Source organism: Streptomyces sp. WMMB 714 (genome assembly GCF_900090125.1).
GTDB lineage: Bacteria > Actinomycetota > Actinomycetes > Streptomycetales > Streptomycetaceae > Streptomyces > Streptomyces daqingensis.
Genome location: NZ_FMHJ01000014.1, coordinates 167,699 through 184,758 on the forward strand (window position 1 = coordinate 167,699; position 17,060 = coordinate 184,758).

Annotated in this window: 16 protein-coding genes; 6 read left to right on the top strand and 10 right to left on the bottom strand. The window is 72.3% G+C overall.

Annotated features, from left to right (window positions below; all coding sequences use genetic code 11):
• Positions 1-149: 149 nt before the first annotated feature.
• Positions 150-1,811 (top strand): apolipoprotein N-acyltransferase, encoded by a 1,662-nt coding sequence (gene lnt / locus H181DRAFT_RS23605; RefSeq protein WP_052708692.1) that lies wholly within the window; start codon positions 150-152, stop codon positions 1,809-1,811.
• Here the strand turns inward: lnt and H181DRAFT_RS23610 are convergent.
• A complete protein-coding gene (locus H181DRAFT_RS23610) occupies positions 1,795-2,688 on the bottom strand; it encodes a Gfo/Idh/MocA family protein (protein ID WP_045866406.1) in 894 nt (297 codons plus the stop codon). The two genes, lnt and H181DRAFT_RS23610, sit on opposite strands and share 17 nt — an antisense overlap.
• Positions 2,689-2,698: 10 nt before the next feature.
• Positions 2,699-3,925, bottom strand: coding sequence for an FAD-dependent monooxygenase (locus H181DRAFT_RS23615; RefSeq protein WP_045866407.1), 1,227 nt, complete (start codon positions 3,923-3,925; stop codon positions 2,699-2,701).
• A gap of 135 nt (positions 3,926-4,060) precedes the next feature.
• On the opposite strand from H181DRAFT_RS23615, the gene H181DRAFT_RS23620 reads away from it, so the two are divergent.
• A complete protein-coding gene (locus H181DRAFT_RS23620; protein WP_045866408.1) occupies positions 4,061-4,654 on the top strand; it encodes a TetR/AcrR family transcriptional regulator in 594 nt (197 codons plus the stop codon).
• Positions 4,655-4,769: 115 nt separating this feature from the next.
• Here the strand turns inward: H181DRAFT_RS23620 and H181DRAFT_RS23625 are convergent, their stop codons facing one another.
• The 7 genes from H181DRAFT_RS23625 to H181DRAFT_RS23655 all read right to left on the bottom strand — a co-directional run bounded on the left by H181DRAFT_RS23625 (position 4,770) and on the right by H181DRAFT_RS23655 (position 11,134).
• Positions 4,770-5,243 carry a hypothetical protein gene (locus H181DRAFT_RS23625; protein WP_045866409.1) on the bottom strand — a complete coding sequence of 158 codons (474 nt, stop codon included), beginning with the start codon at positions 5,241-5,243 and terminating at the stop codon, positions 4,770-4,772.
• Between the two features lie 279 nt (positions 5,244-5,522).
• Entirely contained in the window at positions 5,523-6,206 is a 684-nt protein-coding gene (gene ung / locus H181DRAFT_RS23630; protein WP_045866468.1) for a uracil-DNA glycosylase, read from the bottom strand.
• 137 nt (positions 6,207-6,343) lie between these two features.
• Positions 6,344-7,936 carry an ABC transporter substrate-binding protein gene (locus H181DRAFT_RS23635; RefSeq protein ID WP_045866410.1) on the bottom strand — a complete coding sequence of 531 codons (1,593 nt, stop codon included), beginning with the start codon at positions 7,934-7,936 and terminating at the stop codon, positions 6,344-6,346.
• A 311-nt stretch (positions 7,937-8,247) separates the two neighbouring features.
• On the bottom strand, positions 8,248-9,018 hold the full coding sequence (locus H181DRAFT_RS23640) for an SDR family oxidoreductase (RefSeq protein ID WP_045866411.1): 771 nt from the start codon (positions 9,016-9,018) through the stop codon (positions 8,248-8,250).
• A 17-nt stretch (positions 9,019-9,035) separates the two neighbouring features.
• Positions 9,036-9,797, bottom strand: a complete 762-nt coding sequence (gene fabG / locus H181DRAFT_RS23645; RefSeq protein WP_045866412.1) for a 3-oxoacyl-ACP reductase FabG — start codon at positions 9,795-9,797, stop codon at positions 9,036-9,038.
• Between the two features lie 108 nt (positions 9,798-9,905).
• Entirely contained in the window at positions 9,906-10,304 is a 399-nt protein-coding gene (locus tag H181DRAFT_RS23650) for a DUF3037 domain-containing protein (protein ID WP_045866413.1), read from the bottom strand.
• Positions 10,301-11,134: a HipA family kinase gene (locus H181DRAFT_RS23655; RefSeq protein WP_045866414.1), complete on the bottom strand. Its 834-nt coding sequence runs from the start codon at positions 11,132-11,134 to the stop codon at positions 10,301-10,303. Before H181DRAFT_RS23655 ends, H181DRAFT_RS23650 begins: the two co-directional genes overlap by 4 nt.
• Positions 11,135-11,381: 247 nt before the next feature.
• Here H181DRAFT_RS23655 and H181DRAFT_RS23660 point away from each other — a divergent pair, with 247 nt between their 5' ends.
• Entirely contained in the window at positions 11,382-13,517 is a 2,136-nt protein-coding gene (locus tag H181DRAFT_RS23660; RefSeq protein WP_078895919.1) for a prolyl oligopeptidase family serine peptidase, read from the top strand.
• A gap of 72 nt (positions 13,518-13,589) precedes the next feature.
• Positions 13,590-14,033 carry a Rieske (2Fe-2S) protein gene (locus tag H181DRAFT_RS23665; protein ID WP_107068832.1) on the top strand — a complete coding sequence of 148 codons (444 nt, stop codon included), beginning with the start codon at positions 13,590-13,592 and terminating at the stop codon, positions 14,031-14,033.
• 196 nt (positions 14,034-14,229) lie between these two features.
• Here H181DRAFT_RS23665 and H181DRAFT_RS23670 read toward each other — a convergent pair whose 3' ends face one another.
• The gene (locus tag H181DRAFT_RS23670) at positions 14,230-15,564 is read right to left on the bottom strand and encodes an aminotransferase class I/II-fold pyridoxal phosphate-dependent enzyme (protein WP_074468014.1); all 1,335 of its coding nucleotides are present in this window, start codon (positions 15,562-15,564) and stop codon (positions 14,230-14,232) included.
• A gap of 58 nt (positions 15,565-15,622) precedes the next feature.
• Between H181DRAFT_RS23670 and H181DRAFT_RS23675 the strand changes: the two genes are divergently transcribed.
• Together H181DRAFT_RS23675 and H181DRAFT_RS23680 are read left to right on the top strand one after the other, a co-directional pair.
• The gene (locus H181DRAFT_RS23675) at positions 15,623-16,300 is read left to right on the top strand and encodes a pyridoxamine 5'-phosphate oxidase family protein (RefSeq protein WP_045866417.1); all 678 of its coding nucleotides are present in this window, start codon (positions 15,623-15,625) and stop codon (positions 16,298-16,300) included.
• A gap of 80 nt (positions 16,301-16,380) precedes the next feature.
• Positions 16,381-17,019, top strand: coding sequence for an FMN-binding negative transcriptional regulator (locus H181DRAFT_RS23680; protein ID WP_045866418.1), 639 nt, complete (start codon positions 16,381-16,383; stop codon positions 17,017-17,019).
• Positions 17,020-17,060: the final 41 nt, after the last annotated feature.

Genomic DNA, 17,060 nt, shown 5'->3' on the forward strand with positions numbered 1-17,060 from the left:
GCTGTCTATGCCCCAGGTCACAACATGTCCGTACGATTGCCGCGGTGCATGCGCACCCGGCCGCCGGGGAATCCCTCCGCACAGTCGGCGCTCCCGTCAATCGGCGGGAGGGGCGCGGGAACCGGGACACGGGAGACGGAGGGCTGCGGATGGCCGCACGGCGGGTACCGGGGCGGCTTGCGGCGATCGGCTCCCGAACTCGATGGGTACGTGCTGTCCTCACGCTCCTGGCGGGGGCGTTGCCTGCCCTCTCCTTCCCCGCTCCCGCCCTGTGGTGGCTCGCCTGGGTGGCGCTGGTGCCGTGGATGCTGCTGATCCGTTCGGCTTCCTCCGGGCGTCAGGCGGCGTTGAGCGGCTGGCTCGGAGGCGTGGGCTTCATGCTGTCGGTGCACCACTGGCTCCTGCCGAGCCTGCACGTCTTCTTCCTGGTGCTGGCCGCTCTGCTCGCGCTGCTGTGGGCGCCCTGGGGGTGGCTGGTGCGGCGCATGCTGCGCGGCCGGCCCGGCGCCGGGCGGATCGCGGCAGCCGCCGGCCTGGTGCCGTCCGGGTGGCTGATGGCCGAACTCGTCCGCTCCTGGGAGTACTTGGGGGGACCCTGGGGCCTGCTGGGCGCGAGCCAGTGGCAGGTGGCCCCGGTGCTGCGGCTGGCGTCGGTGGGCGGCGTGTGGCTTGCCGGCTTCGTCCTGGTTGCCGTCAACACCATGCTCACCGCTCTCGTCGCGGTGGCCGCGGGCCGTCGCACCGAGGACGGCGGAGAGCCGACCGGTGCAGCCGCGGCGGGAGTTGCGGCCGCCGAGCCCGCTCCGCTCCGGCGCCCCGCCGCTCCGGCGGCCGTGTGCGCGGTCTCGCTGCTCGCGGTGGCCGCCGGTGCCCTCGGGGCGGCATGGGCCTGGGCTCCGGTGCCGCGTCCGGCCGGCGAGTCGCGCGTCGCGGTGGTGCAGCCGGGCGTCGTCGTCGGCCAGCGTGCGCGACTGGAGCGCAGCGAGGAGCTGACCCGGCGGCTCGCGGGCCGCGACGTGGACCTGGTGGTGTGGGGGGAGAGCAGCGTCAGCTACGACCTCGGCGCCCACCGCAAGGTGCGCGACCGGCTGGCCGCCCTCTCCTCCGAGGTCGGCGCCGGGATCCTGGTGAACGTGGACGCCCGCCGCTCCGACCGTCCGGGCATCTACAAGAGCTCGATACTGATCGGACCGGAGGGGCCCGTCGGCGACCGCTACGACAAGACGCGTCTGGTGCCGTTCGGGGAGTACGTCCCCGCGCGCGAGCTGCTCGGCTGGGCCACCTCGGTGGGCCGCGCCGCCGCCGAGGACCGGCTGCGCGGGGACGGCCCGGTGCTGATGAAGGCCGGCGGCGTCACCTTCGGGCCGCTGGTCTGCTTCGAGACGGCCTTCCCGGACATGAGCCGTGAACTGGCGGGTCAGGGCGTGGAGTTGCTCGTGGCGCAGTCCTCCACCTCGACGTTCCAGCACAGTTGGGCCCCTGCCCAGCACGCCTCCCTCGCGGCGCTCAGAGCGGCGGAGTCCGGTCGCCCGATGGTGCACGCCACCCTCACCGGCAGCACCGCGGTGAACGGGCCGCGCGGCGAACCCGTCGGCCGATGGCTGGGCACCGGGCGCAGCACCGCGGAGGTCTACCGCGTCCCCCTGGCCACGGGCGAGACGCTCTACGTGCGCTACGGCGACTGGGTGGTGTACGCGGCGGTGGCGGGGCTCGCCCTGTTCGCCGGCGTCGAGGGCGTGCGCCGGGTACGCGGCCGGCGGCGCGGGAAGCCCTCCGGTCGCGCGGGCAGCCGACTCACCGGGCGGACTTGACCACCCGCTCGCACAACTCGTGCGTGCGCAGGGCGTCTTGGGCGGACAGCACCTCCCCTTCGCGTACCGCGTCGAGGAAGCGGAGCACGATCTGCTCGATGCCGCGCTGCCGCACGACCGGCACCCAGTCGCCCCGGCGCCGCACGCTAGGCTGCCCCTTGTGGTCGACGATCTCGGCGATGTTGCGCACCTCGCGCTTGGAGTCCTGCCCCGAGACCTCGAGGACCTCCTCCGCCGATCCCGACAGCCGGTTCATGGCGCCCACGGCGGTGAACCCGTCACCGGACAGCTGCAGCACCGCGTGGTGCAGCAGCCCGTCCCGCACCCGCGTCCGCACGTCGACGTGGTCGACGGCGCCCGGAACGAGGAAGCGCAGCGTGTCGACGACGTGGATGAAGTCGTCGAAGACCATGCGGCGCGGCTCCTCGGGCAGACCGAGCCGGTGCTTCTGCATGAGGATCAGGTCGCGGGGGTGTTCGAGGCACTGGGCGTACGCGGGCGCGTAGCGGCGGTTGAATCCGACGGCGAGGCTGACGCCGCGCTCGGCGGCCAGACCGACGAGGCGTTCCGCCTCCTCCAGCCGGTACGCGAGCGGCTTGTCGACGTAGGTGGCGACGCCGGCGTCGAGCAGCCGGGAGACGATCTCGGGGTGCGCGGGGGTGGCCACGTGCACGAAGGCGGCGTCGGGCCGCACCGCGAGCAGGGACTCCACGTCCGCGTGCTGGTGCGCGGCGGGGATGCGGTGGGCGGCGCCGGCGCGTTCCAGGACGGCCGGGGTGCGGGTGACGAGATGCGGTTCGAGCTCCGGCTGCGAGGCGAGCAGGGGCAGATAGGCCTTCTGCGCGATGTCGCCGAGACCGATCACGCCGATCTTCACGTGGTGCTCCTCAGTTCGGTGGGGACGGGGCCGCCGTACTGTCGCGCTGTGAGGGGGAAGCATACGTGTGACCCGGCGGGCTCCAGTCCGCGATCCCGTCCAGGGCGCGCAGGGCGAGGTGCGGGGCGATCCGGTTGACGGCCGTCATCGCACCGTCCCTCAGCAGGCATCCCACCAGGGACGTCACCGTGACGAGCCGGGCGACGCGGACGGAGCGCCGCACGACCTCGGTGGTGCGCGGCAGACGGTCGGCGGTGTAGGCCGCGAGTGCCTCCCCGACCCCGCTGCCGGAGAGCGCGGCGGCGTGATGGGCGAGCACGACGCCGTCCTCGACGGCCTGGTTGCCGCCCTGGCCGAGGTTGGGCGGCATGGCGTGCGCCGCGTCCCCGAGCAGCGCGACCCGCCCTCGGTGGAGGGCGGGGAGCGGCCCGGCGGACCGGTAGACGTCGTTGCGCAGGATCCGCTCGGGGACGGCGGCGTCGAGGATGGCCGGCACGGGCGCGTGCCAGCCGCCGAACAGCCGCCGCAGCTCGGCGAGTTCCCCGTCGGGAGACCGCTGACCCGGGGGTACGGTCGCTGCGGCGTAGGCGTAGACGCTGCCGTCGGCGAGCGGCTGGGTGCCCCACAGCGTGCCCCGTCCCCACGTCTCGTGGGGCGGGTAGCCGGTCTCCGGGGCGGGGACGACCATGCGCCATGCGGTGAATCCGGCGTAGCGGGGCTCCGGGCTGCCGGGGAAGAGGACGCCGCGTGCCGTGGAGTGGATGCCGTCGGCCGCGACGACGAGGTCCGCTTCCCACCGGCTCCGACCGGCGCGGACGGCTGCCGGGCGTCCGCGGTCGCCGATGTCGTCGATCCGGCCCGTCGCTCCGGTGACCACGGTCCCTTCCGGAAGCCGCGAGAGCAGCAGCGAGACGAGCGTGGCCCGGTGTACGGGGACGAGCGGGCCCCCGAACCGGCGGGACGCGGCCTCCGGGTCGGTGCGGGAGAGCCAGCGGCCCGACGATGTGCGCAGACCGCCCTCCTGCGTCCAGGTGCGTCTGGCACGCAGGGTGTCGCCGAGGCCCAGAGTGTCCAGCGCGCGGAGGGAGTTGGGCGTCAGACCCAGGCCCGCTCCCACTGCCTCGACGCTCGGGGCGCGTTCGAGCACCGTGACGCGCCACCCGCGCCGGTGCAGGGCGAGTGCGGCGGTGAGGCCGCCGATTCCGGCACCGACGACGAGCGCACTGGGCTGGGACATGGCGGGCTCCTCACACGCGTGGACCGAGCAGCGGTCTTCATGGCGGTACGGATCGCACCGTCCACTACAGCCGTAGTGTACTACTGCTGTAGTTCCGCGCTCCTCGGTGCCCGATCCCCCACGTAGATTGCTGCCATGCGCACCTCCCCTCCCCCACGGCCCACCGCACGCGCCGAGTTGATCGCCGACACGGCCATCGGCCTGCTCGCCCGGCGCGGGCTGCGGGGCCTCACCCACCGCGCCGTGGACGAGGCGGCCGGGCTGCCGGAGGGGTCGACGTCGAACCACGCGCGGACGCGTGCGGCCCTGCTGGAGGCGACGGTGCGGCGGCTCGCCGTCCGGGAGACGCAGGTCGTCTCCATGGACGATCTGCCCCAGGGGGAAGGGCCCGAGGAGCTGGCGGACGGTCTCTCCCTCGCCATGCACCGCTACCTCACCGGTGACCCCGACCTGCTCGTCGCCCGCTACGAACTGGCGCTGGAGATCACCCGCAGGCCGGAGCTGCGGGAGATGTACGTACGCACGGGCACCACCGCGTTCCGGGAGCCGCTGGAGGCGATGCTGCGGCGGGCCGGCTCCCCGGACCCCGAGAGGCACACCCTCTCCCTGGTGTCGTGGTGCGACGGCATGCTCTTCTCGTGCACCGCGGGCTCCTACTCCGCGCACACTCCCGGCAGGGACGAACTGCGCCGCGGGCTGCTGGAGTTGCTGCGGGGGATGCTCGGGTGAAGCCCCGGCCGCCGGCGGCCCGGCCGGACGGGGTCCTGCCGGGACGGCGGCCGCACCGGCTCACGGCTCACGGCTCACGGCTCACGGCTCACGGCTCACGGCTCACGGCTGAAGCTCAGCCGAGGGCGAGGGTCCGCTCCAGGCGCTGGGCCGCGGCCCTGACCCCCGCTCCGTACTCGTCGTCGGCCAGCGTGCCCAGTACGTCCTGCGCGCGGCGCAACTCCCTGCGCGCATCGGCCAGTTGACCGAGCCTGGCGTGGTCCGCGGCCAGGTTCAGATACAGCGAGGGGTACAGGCAGCTCACCGCCAGGGCGTGCTCACCCCACTGCACCTCGTCCTCCGTCAGGGCGTCCGCCGCCGCCAGCGCGCGCCGGTCCCATTCGAGTTCGGTGGCCGGGTCGTCCTGGGTGTCGGCCATGTAGTGCGCGATGGTGCACCGGTGGAAGAGGGTCTCCTCGCCGGTCTGCGACCACAGCAGCGCGAAGCGGTTCCGGGCCTCCTCCCGGTCCCCCGCCCGGTGAAGCATGATCGCCTGACCGATCCGGACCATGATCGCGTCCGGAGACGTCTCCTGCTGCGGCTCCGCCACGGGGTTCCTCCTGCTCACCAGCGCGCCAGGCTACTGCCGCCTGCCTGTTCCGAGACGCTAGCGGCCGGCACCGACATTCGGGCTCAGGCGCTCGCGGCGCCCACCCGCCCGCACGCACGGCGCACCCGCCCGCACTGCACGGAGGATGCGGTCACGAGCGGGTGCGGGGTGCGGGCCCGGGCCGGCCGGGCAGGCCGGGAATCGCGGTACGCGGCTCAGGAGAGCGGGCCCAGAGCCTGTCTGACGAAGCGCCGTCCGCCGCGAGCAAGGCGAGACCTGTCAGACGGACCCGATGTCCGGGATGCGCCAGTCGATGGCGGTGTGGCCCTGGGCCGCGATCGCGGCGTCGATCTGGCTGAAGGGACGGGAGCCGAGGAACTTCTTCGCCGAGAGCGGCGAGGGGTGTGCTCCCTGCACGACGACGTGCTTCTCCGTGTCGATCAGGGGCAGCTTCTTCTTCGCGTAGTTGCCCCACAGCACGAAGACCGCCGGGTCCTCCCGCTCGGAGACGGCGCGGATCACCGCGTCCGTGAAGGCCTCCCAGCCCTTGTTCTTATGGGAGTTGGCCTCCCCTTCCCTGACCGTCAGCACCGCGTTCAGCAGGAGCACGCCCTGCTCGGCCCACGGCATCAGGTAGCCGTTGTCGGGGACGGGATGGCCCAGGTCCTCGCGCAGCTCCTTGTAGATGTTGCGCAGCGAGGGCGGGGTCGGGACACCGGGCCGCACCGAGAAGCACAGGCCGTGGCCCTGCCCGTGGCCGTGGTACGGGTCCTGGCCCAGGACGAGGACCTTCACCTCGTCGTACGGCGTCGCGTGCAGAGCGGCGAACACCTCGTCACGCGGAGGGAAGACGCGGACCCGCTCCCGCTCCTGCTCGACGAATTCGGCGAGCTCCTTGAAGTAGGGCTTCCCGGTCTCCTCGCCCAGGGCGTGCTGCCAGGACTCGGGCAGCGTGCCCAGCATGTCGCTCAACTCACTTACCTCCGCGGTGCGTTCATAGCTGTCGGTGAGGAAGAACGTACCGGCGACCGCTGACAACGCGTGAATCCGACCGCGGGAGGCGGTGCGGGGCCCGTGCTCCCGGGCCCCGAAAGCCCCGCTTACCAGCTCGACTTCTTCTGCAGCTCCCACAGGCGCGGCAGGGTCGAGGGGTCGAGCACCCACTCGACGCCCGAGACCTCCTTGGCCGAGGCGACGTAGACCCGGCCCTGCCACAGCGGCAGGAGACGCGCGTCCTTCGCGATGATCTTCTGTGCGCTCGTGAAGGCGCGGCTGGCGGTCGCGCGGTTGCTCTCCTTGCGCGACGTCGGCAGCAGGTCCTCGGTGATCTCGCGGTTCTCGTACGGCGTGCCGAGCGCGTTGTTCTCGCCCACGAACGGCGCGACGTAGTTGTCGGCGTCCGGGAAGTCGGGGAACCAACCGCGGCCGAACGCCGGGTACTTGCCCTTGCTGTACCCCTCGACGAACTCCGACCAGGGACGGCCCTTGACGGTGATGTCGAAGAGCCCGGACTCGTTCAGCTGACGCTTGATCTCGGCGAAGGTGTCACCGGTCGTGTCGCCGTAACGGTCGGTCGTGTACCAGAGCGTCAGCCGCACCTTCTTGTTGATGCCGGCCTCGCGGAGCGTCCTCTCCGCCTCGGCCTTGCTCGGCTCCCCGTACGCGTCGTAGAAGGCGCTGGTGTGGCCGGTGATACCGCCCGGGACCATCGAGTACAGCGGGTCCGCGGTGCGCTTGTAGACGTTGCGCACCAGCGCCTTCCGGTCGATCAGCTCCGCGATCGCCTTCCGTACCGGCGCCTTCCCCGCGGTGGGGTCCTGGGGATTGAAGACGAGATAGCTGATCTCGGATCCGAGGATCTCGTTCAGCTCGATGTCGGTCTTGCCGTTGGCCTTGTCCTTCTGGAATCCCGTTACCTGATCGGGTGTCAGACCACGGTAGGCGACGTCGATCTTCTTGCTCTTGAGAGCCTTCACCATCTGGGAAGACTCCTTGTAGTAATTGACCGTGACGACGTCGTTCTTGACCTTCGCCGGTCCCTTGTAGCCGGCGTACTTCTCCAGCTTCGCGCTCTTGCCCTTGGAGTACGACTCAAGGGTGTAGGGGCCGGAACCCACGAGCTTGTCGCCTTCGAGGAGCTTCTTCGCGGGATAGGTCTCGGGATCGACGATCGCCGTCGCCGGAGTCGCGAGGATGAACGGGAAGGTGGCGTCCGGCTTCTTCAGGTGGAAGACGACTGTGCTCTTGCCGAGGGTCTCGACGCGGTCGAGGCTGCCCATCAGACCGAGCGGACCGGACTTCGACTTGATCGCCCCGACGCGCTCGACGGAATGCTTCACGGCCTCCGCGTCCAGGGGATTCCCGTTGGAGAACTTCAGGCCCTTCTTCAGCGTGCAGCGGTAGACGCGGCTGGCGTTGTCGGTGAACCGGCACCGCTCGGCCGCGTCGGGCTCCGGCGAGGAGCTGCTGCTGGGGAAGGAGAGCAGTGTCTGGAAGGTGTTCTTGTACAGCTCCCAGGAGCCGTCCCACGCCGCCGCGGGGTCGAGGGTGCTGGGCGCGCTGGTGGTTCCCGTGACGATCTCGCGGCGCTGCTGCTCGGCGTCGTCCCCGGGGAGCGAACTGCACCCGGCGACCAGGGACGTCGATATGACGACGGTCGCTGCGATCCTCAGAGATCCGTTCCGGTCGGACACCTACGCGCTCCTCATTCGGCGGGGCCACTGCTGCTGATGCGGTTGCATAAGGGAAAATGCCGGTCGGCCGGTCTATGCGTTCTTTGCGTTTCTCCGCGTCGCCGTAGCGGTACGCCGACGCCATACGCGGACCCGCTGGCCGAGGGGCGAGAGAGACCTTACCTCAGCACCCGAGCTCAGAACATGCACTGGTCAACCATTCATCATTTGCCAAGCCCGCCCGAACCCGCTGATGACAGCGGGTGCCGGTCCGACGACGGACCGGCACCCGAATTACCCTCCGTTCAAGGTGCTGAGCAGAGCGAATATCCCTACTCCACACCCGCGTTGAGGGAGAGTCCGCCGTCGACGACAAGCGTCTGACCGGTGATCCAGGCGGAATCGGCGGACGTGAGGAAGGCGGCCGCCCCGCCGATGTCCTGGGGAACGCCCAGGCGCTGCATCGGGTACCGCGCCACTGCCTCCTGCTCACGGCCCTCGTAGAGAGCGGCGGCGAATTTCGTCTTCACCACGGCCGGGGCGACCGCGTTCACCCGCACCCCCGGCGCGAACTCGTGCGCGAGCTGCTGCGTGAGATTGATCATCGCGGCCTTGCTCATGCCGTACGCCCCGATGAACGGTGACGCCGACATCCCCGCGATGGAGGCGACGTTGACGACCGTGCCACCGTTGTCGCGCTGCCAGGCCGCCCAGGTCGCCTGGGCGAAGCCCAGCGCGGAGACCACGTTGGTCTCGAACACCTTGCGCGCCACTCCGAGGTCGAGTTCCGCGATGGGCCCGAACACGGGGTTCGTACCGGCGTTGTTGACCAGGTGGTCCACACGCCCGTACGCCTCCATGACCTTCTCGACCGCGACGCGGCGGTGGTCCTCGTCGTGGGCCTTGCCGGCGACGTACATCGCCCGCCCCGGGCCCAGTCCTTCGACCGCCTCCCGGAGTGCGTCCTCGTTCCGCCCGGTGATGCACACGCGGTGGCCGCGCGCGATCAGCGCCTGCGCGACGCCGTAGCCGATGCCCCGGCTGCCGCCGGTGACGATCGCGACCTCGCCGCTGTCCGGCCGCTCTGCGCTCTGCTCTGCCATGTTCCCGTGCCCTCCGGTCAGTTGAGCGGGCCGCCGGCCACGTACAGGACCTGGCCGGAGACGAACCCGGCCTCCTCGCCGGTGAAGAAGGCGATGGCGCCCGCGATGTCCTCCGGCCTGCCCACGCGCTGTACGGGGATCTGCGACGCGGCGGCCGCCTGGAAGTCCTCGAAGCCCATGCCGACGCGCTCCGCGGTCGCCGCCGTCATGTCGGTGACGATGAAGCCCGGGGCGACGGAGTTGGCGGTGACGCCGAACTTGCCCAGCTCCTTGGCGAGGGTCTTGGTGAAGCCCTGCATGCCGGCCTTGGCCGCGGCGTAGTTGACCTGTCCGCGGTTGCCCAGCGCGGAGGACGACGAGAGGTTCACGATGCGCCCGAAGCCGGCGTCGACCATGTGCTTCTGGCAGGCGCGGGACATCAGGAACGCACCGCGCAGGTGGACGTTCATCACGGTGTCCCAGTCGGAGTCGCTCATCTTGAACAGCAGGTTGTCCCGGAGCACGCCCGCGTTGTTCACGAGCACGGTGGGCGGCCCCAGTTCGTCGACGACCCGCGCCACCGCCGACTCCACCTGCGCGGAGTCGGAGACGTCACAGCCGACGGCGATCGCCCTGCCGCCCCCGGAGGTGATCTTCTCGACGGTCTCCCCGCAGGCGGCCTCGTCGAGGTCGAGCACGGCGACGGCGCGGCCCTCGGCCGCGAGGCGCACCGCGGTGGCGGCGCCGATTCCCCGGGCCGCGCCGGTGACGATCGCGACGCGCTGGTCGGTGGTGGACATGCTGTTCTCTCCTGCCCTCAAGTGGTGAGCAACCGCTTAGTACCTATGGCAGTCGAGACGCTATGAGTCCCACCACCTGCTGTCAACGGGGACCCGGCCACATGACGTTCACCGCACGAGCAGGTCCAGCAGCCGCTCCGCCTCCCCCTCGGGGTCCGCCGTCAGTCCGGTGTGCACCGGGCCGGGCTGCACGACGGTGCTGCGCGGGGCGACCAGCCAGCGGAAGCGCCGTCCCGGCCCGTCCTGCGCCGCCTGGCCGGCCTCCTCCCCGCCGCCGCAGACGCGTTCGGCGGCGCGCAGCGCGGCCCGCACACCCGCCACGTCGGCCTCCGGGTCCAAGGCGCGCAGCCGCTCCTCGTCCAGGTGCGTGCGGGCGAGGACCGCCGACCTCGCGCGGCAGTACACGACCACGCCCGCGTTCATCGTCTCCCCGCGCTCCACGCGGGGCACGACGCGCAGCAGCGCGTACTCGAACACGTCGCGGTCCGGGGTCTCCTGGGCGTTCACCGGTTCACGCCCCGTCCGGCGTGGGGCCAGTCGCCGGTGAGCCAGCCGGGAGCCCGCGAGCCGCCGTCCGTGCTGGGCTCGCCCAGCGTGACGCGCTCGTGCACGGCGGGAGCGCGCTCCAGCAGGACGTCCACGTACGCGGCGCGCAGCGCTTCCGCGTCCGCCTCGCCCGTGCCGTCGGCCAGCCATTCGCCGGGGACGTCCGCGACGCACTCCTCAAGGAGGCCGCGCGTGACCCTCGGCGCCAACTCCTCGGCGGCGGCGGCCAGATCGGGGGCGAACGGGGAGAGGACGTGGTCGGACGCGTCGTAGGGCTTCGCGGCGGCGGTCCGGGCCGCCGGCCAGTTGTGGTGCCAGATCATCGTGGCCCCATGATCGATGAGCCACAGCTTCCCGTGCCAGATCAGCAGGTTGGGGTTGCGCCAGGACCGGTCGACGTTCCCGACCAGCGCGTCGAACCACACGACGCGTCCGGCCTCGGACGGGGTCACGGTGAAGGCGAGCGGGTCGAAGCCCAACGAGCCCGGCAGGTAGTCCATTCCGAGGTTGAGGCCGCCGCTGGCCTTCAGCAGCGCCTGCACCTCCTCATCGGGTTCGCCGAGGCCGATGACCGGGTCGAGCTGGATCCCCACGAGCTCCGGGACGCGCAGGCCGAGACGCTGGGCGAGCCGCCCGCTGACGACCTCCGCCACGAGGGTCCTGGGGCCCTGCCCCGCGCCCGTGAACTTCATGACGTACGTGCCGCAGTCGTCCGCCTCGACGATCCCCGGCAGCGAGCCGCCCTCCCGCAGAGGGGTGACGTAGCGGGTGGCGGTGACCTGGGTGAGCATCCGCAAAGGTTAGGGCGTGTCGTTTGGATCTTCGTGGATCAGCTCGCGGCGTCGGATGCGGTGCATCGCAAGGCGGAGGATCGTCCTCGTACTGGGCGTACTCGGACGACTCCGACAACGCAGGGAGGTGCCGTAGCCGGCGTCGCGAGCCCGCGGAGATCCAAACGACACGTCCTACTCGCCGGCCGGCGGAACACTCACTGAATACTCGGGTGCTCCGCGCCCCGGCGGGTGCCATGGTTCCCGCATGGCTGAAGCTGAGATCTCCCCGGCACGAGGCGGCGCTTCGCGCAGCGCCCCAGCCCGATTCCGATCCCCCGACTTCCCCCGGCAGTTCGGCCGGACCCGGCGCTTCTCACTCGGCGCCGTCCGGGACGTGACGCTCTCTCCCGACGGGCTGCGCGCGCTGTTCCTGCGCACCGACCCGGAAGACCCGCTCGCCGCCCTCTGGGAGTGGGAGGACGGCCGGGAGAGGCTGCTCGCGCATCCGCGCTCCCTGGCGGCGGGCCCGACGGAGCCCACCGAGGAGGAGCTGACACGCAGGGAGCGGGCGCGCGACGTGGCCTCGGGCGTGACCTCCTACGCGGTGGACGGCGCCGCCGAACTGGCCGTCTTCTCCCTCGACGGCGCGGTGTGGGCGGTGCGTACGCGGCGGGGCGAGCCGTTCCCCGTGCCGGCGGCCGGTCCGGCGACCGATCCGCGGCCCTCCCCGGACGGTCGGCTCGTCGCCTACGTCACGGGCGGCGCCCTGCACGTCGTCGCCACGGACGGCGGCGGGGAACGCCGGCTCGCGGCGCCCGAGTCGGACGACGTGAAGTACGGCCTGACGGACCACGTCTCGGCCGAGTCGATGGGCCGTATGCGGGGCTACTGGTGGGCTCCCGACGGCAGCGCCCTGCTGGCGGCCAGGGTCGACGAGAGCGCGGTGGGGCGCCGCTACCTCGCGGACCCCGCCGAGCCGCACAAGCCACCTCGCGTGCAGCGCTATCCGGTCGCCGGTTCGGCGAACGCCGAGGTGACCTGCTGGCTGCTGGGCCTCGACGGCAGCCGGGTCCCCGTCGACTGGGACCGTGAGGGGTTCGAGTACCTCGCGTCCGGGGGCTGGGACGCCCACGGCCCCCTCATCACGGTGCAGAGCCGTGACCAGCGCACCGTGCGCACCCTGGCCGTCGATCCCGCGAGCGGCGGGACGCGGGTGCTGGCGGAGCAGCGGGACGACCACTGGGTGGAGCTGGTGCCGGGCGCCTACCGCCGTACGGCGTCGGGTGCGCTCGTGGTGCCCTGCGAGAGCGAGGGGACCCGGCGGCTGCGCGTGGGCGGCGAAGTGGTCACGCCGGCCGGCCTGCAACTGAGGGTCGTCCTCGGCACCGACGGGGACAGCGTGCTCTTCACCGCGAGCGAAGACCCCCTCGAAACGCATGTGTGGGCCTACTCCCCGGCATCGGGGTGCACGCGGCTCAGCAGCACGCCCGGAGTGCACACGGGCCTCTCGCGCGGCGGCACGACCGTGCTGGACAGCCTCACGGACGACGGCCACCAGGTCGGCGTCCTCCGCGCGGAAGGCCCGCCGGCCGTGATCACCTCACGGGCCGAGGAGCCGTCGCTGCTGCCCCGGCCCGTCCGTCTGACGCTCGGGGAACGGCGGTTGCGCAGCGCCCTGTTCCTGCCGTCCTGGTACGACCCTCAAGCCGCGGGCGCGGCCCCGCTGCCCGTGCTGGCCGACCCCTACAGCGGGCCCGGCCTCCAGCTCGTGGTGCGGGGGCGGACGTGGAACGCATGCGTCTCGCAGTGGTTCGCCGAGCAGGGCTACGCGGTGCTCGTCACCGACGGCCGGGGCACCCCCGGGCGCGGACCGGCCTGGGAGAAGGCCGTCTGGGGCGATCAGTTGACGCCCGTACTGGAGGACCAGACCGACGCGCTCCACGCGGCGGCCGAGAGGTATCCCTTCCTCGACCTGGACCGGGTCGGCATCCGCGGATGGTCCTTCAGCGGATGGCTTGCGGCGGCCGCCGTGCTGCGCCGTCCCGAGACCTTCCACGCCGCCGTCGCCGGCGCACCGGCCGTCGACCCGAGGCTGTACGACACGCACTGGAAGGAGCGCTTCCTCGGGCACCCCGCCGAGTATCCGGAGCACTACGACCGCTGCACCCTGACGCGGGAGGCGGAGCTGCTGCGCCGTCCGCTGCTGCTGGTGCACGGGACCACCGACGACAACGTCGCATTCGCACACACTCTGCGGATGTCCGCCGCGTTGCAGGCCGCGGGACGCGAGCACGCCGTGCTGCCCCTGTCCGGCCAGTCGCACATCGTAAGCGACGAGGTCACGAGCATGAGGCTGTTGACCACTCAATTGGTCTTTCTTGACAAAGCCCTTCGCCCCTGACAACCGCGAAGGCAGGATGCCCAAGGCAGAGGCAAGCGTGCAGCCCTCCGACAGAACAGGATGTGTTCGCCCATGACTGCATCGACCAGCCGCCGGTCCGTGATCGCCGCCGCGGGCGCCGCCACAGCCGCCGTCTCACTCGCCGCCTGCGGCTCGGACAGCGGCGGAGGCGAGTCCAAGGACACCGGCTCGGGCGAGGGCGGAGGAGACGGCGGGGGCGACGCCGCGGGCGGGGCGCTCGGCAAGGCCTCCGAGATCCCGGAGGGCGGGGGCAAGGTCTTCAAGGACCAGAAGGTCGTCGTCACCCGTCCCAGCGCGAACGAGTACAAGGCGTTCGACTCCACGTGCACCCACCAGGGCTGCGCGGTCAAGGAGATCACCGGCGGGAACATCGTCTGCCCCTGCCACAACAGCAAGTTCGACATCAACGACGGCAGCCCCACCGGCGGCCCCGCGAAGAAGCCGCTGGCGCCGAAGAAGGTCGTCGTCGAAGGCGGCGAGATCAAGCTCGCCTGATCCGGTCCGCCGGGACCCGAAGCCTGCCGGGCACTGCGGGGCGTGATGCGCCGGGGAGCGCGCACGCCCCGCAGTCGCGTCCACTCCCGGCACCCGCCCTCGGCCGCCGTCCGTCAGCCGCGGCGCGTCGCCCGCAGCGCCCGCAGCGCCGGCACGACGAGCGCGGTCTCCCGCAGCGCCGTCACTCGCAGCGCCGTCACTCGTAGCGCCGGGCCTCGCCCGGCCGCAGCGCCGCGGCGACCGCTCCGGCGAGGTCCTCGATGTCGCCCATGGCCAGTTCCGAGACTGTGAGCCGCACGCCGGGCGCCGAGTCGACACGGAAACGCGCCCCGGGAGCGACGGCCCAGCCGGACTGCAGGAGCCTCGCCACCGCTCCCGTCTCGTCCGTCACGGGCACCCAGACGTTCATCCCCGTACGCCCGCGGGCGGCCACGCCCCGTGCGGCCAGCGCCCGCACCAGAGCCTCCCGCCGCTCTCCGTAGCCGCGCGCGACGCTCCGGACGTCCAGCGCGTCCGTCTCCCACAGGTGGCGGACCGCTCCCTGCAACAGGTGCGAGACCCAGCCCGGGCCGAGCAGCTGCCGCCGCTGCATGCGGTCGAGGGTGAGGGCGTCGCCCGTGACCACCGCGAGCCGGAGATCGGGGCCGTACGCCTTCGCGGTGGAGCGCACCAGCACCCAGCGGTCCGTCGTGCCCACGACCGGACGGAGCGGCGCGTCGACGATGCCGTGCCCGTGGTCGTCCTCCACGAGCAGGGTCTCCGGGCGGCAGGCGAGCACCTCGCGCAGCTTCCTGGAACGCTCCGCGCTGACGGCGGCGCCGGTCGGGTTCTGGGCCCGGCTGGTGACGATCAGCGCGCGGGCGCCCTCGCCCAGAGCGCGCTCCACGCCCTCGGGGCGCGGGCCTTCGTCGTCGACGGCCACGGGCACCGGACGCAGACCCAGGGCGGGCACGAGATCCAGCACGCTCCCCCAGCCCGGGTCCTCGACGGCGACGGCGTCACCCGGGTCCAGCTGCTCGGAGAGCGCGAGGCCGATGGCGTCGAGAGCGCCGGAGGTCAGCGCCAGAGGGCCGTCCGGAACGCCGTCGGCGTCGAGCAGCGCGCGGGCCGTACGGGCGAGCCGGGCGTCGACGGAGGGGCCGCCGTAGAACGTGCTCCGGTGCGAGACGGCCTCGGCCGCCGCGGCGAGGGCCGCGTGCAGCGGGGGGAGCAACCGGGGATCGGGGTTGCCGGAAGCGATGTCCCGGCCGCCTTCGGGGACTTCGACGCGGATCGCCTCCCGCGGCGTCGTCTCCGCCCGGCGCTCGCGGATCCTGGTCCCGCGCCGCCCCGCCGTCTCGATCACCCCCCGCTCGCGCAGGGTGCGGTACGCGGAGGCGACGGTGTTGGCGTTGACGCCGAGATCCGCCGCCAAGTCCCGGACGGGCGGCAGCGCGTCGCCCGGAGCGAGCTCTCCTGAGCGCACGCCGCTCTCCACGCTGGCCGAGATCTCCGCTGCGCGCCGTCCCTCGATCCGATATCCTTCTAACACAATCACGAGTATGCACTAGTACAAAAAATCGCGCAACGACCGAGCAAGGAGAGGCGCTTTGCCGGCCACCCCCGAACAAGGCCCCGCGTCAGGCAGCTACACACCGACCGGGCGAAGCACCCCGACCCGCAACCGCGAACGCGCCGAGTACGATCGCGCGGCGGTGCACGCGATCCTCGACGACGACTACCTGTGCCACGTGGGATACGTCCGCGACGGCGCCCCCGTGGTCCTGCCCACCCTGTACGTGAGGGTGGACGATCGCGTCTACCTGCACGGTTCGACCGGCTCCCGGCCGCTGCGGGAGGCGGACGGCGAGGGACTGCCGGTGTGCGTCACGGTCACCCGGGTCGACGGGCTCGTGCTGGCTCGGTCGGCCTTCCACCACTCGGTCAACTACCGCTCCGTCGTGGCCCACGGCCTCGCCCGCAGGGTCACCGAGCGGGACGAACTCACCGCCGCCCTGGACGCGTTGGTCGACAACGTGGTCCCCGGCCGGGCCGCCGACTCCCGTCCCGCCGACGCCAAGGAGCTTGCCGCGACAGCCGTGCTGCGGCTCGATCTCGACGAGGTCTCCGCCAAGGTGCGCCAGGGAGGCCCGAACGACGAACCCGAGGACCGGTCCCTTCCCTACTGGACCGGCGTGCTGCCGGTCAGCCGTACCTACGGAACGCCGGAGCCCGCCGAGGACCTCGCCCCGGGAACGCCGTTGCCCGGGTACCTCTCCGGCCGCTGAACCCGGGACGGGTCGGATGCGGACGCCTCGCACCGGCCCCACCCGCGCACCCGAACGACAGGAAGAGAGGCCGGGCACGGATGCTCATCCACCCCTGGGACGCAGCACGCGACGACACGGAGTGGCAACGCTGGCTGGCGGAGCACGACTTCGGGCAGCTCGCCGTCAACGGCGCCCCGGGCGAGCCGCCGCTGGTGCAGCCCCTCCACTTCGTCTACGACCCTGCCGCCGCGCACGTCCTGAGCCACCTCGCGCGGCCCAACCCGGTCTGGAAGGCGCTCGAAGCCGACCCCGAGGTCCTGCTGAGCGTCGTGGACGACTACGCGTTCATACCCGGCCCGTGGCAGGCGCCCGAGGGCACACCGGCCGAACACGGCGTGCCCACCAGCTTCTACGCGGCCGTCCAGCTGCGCTGCACCGCTCACGTGATCGACGAACCGCGGGCGAAAGCCGCCCTGTTGCAGGCCCAGGTGGAGCACTTCCAGCCGGAGGGCGGTTCGGCGGAGGTCGTCGCGGACGCACCGCCCTACGGGCCGAAGCTGGCGGGCCTCCGGGTCCTGCGTCTCCAAGTCAACGATGTGCGGGCGAAGTTCAAGTACGCGGACGGCAAGCCGGAATCCGTGCGCTACCGCATCGCCTCCGGCCTCGCCTCGCGTTGCGAGGACCGCGACAGCGGGGCGCTGAAGGTTCAGCTGAGCCGCATGCCCCCTTGCCAGTGAGCCGAAGGTGCCGGGGGCCGGGGGATTCTCGCCGGGGCGGC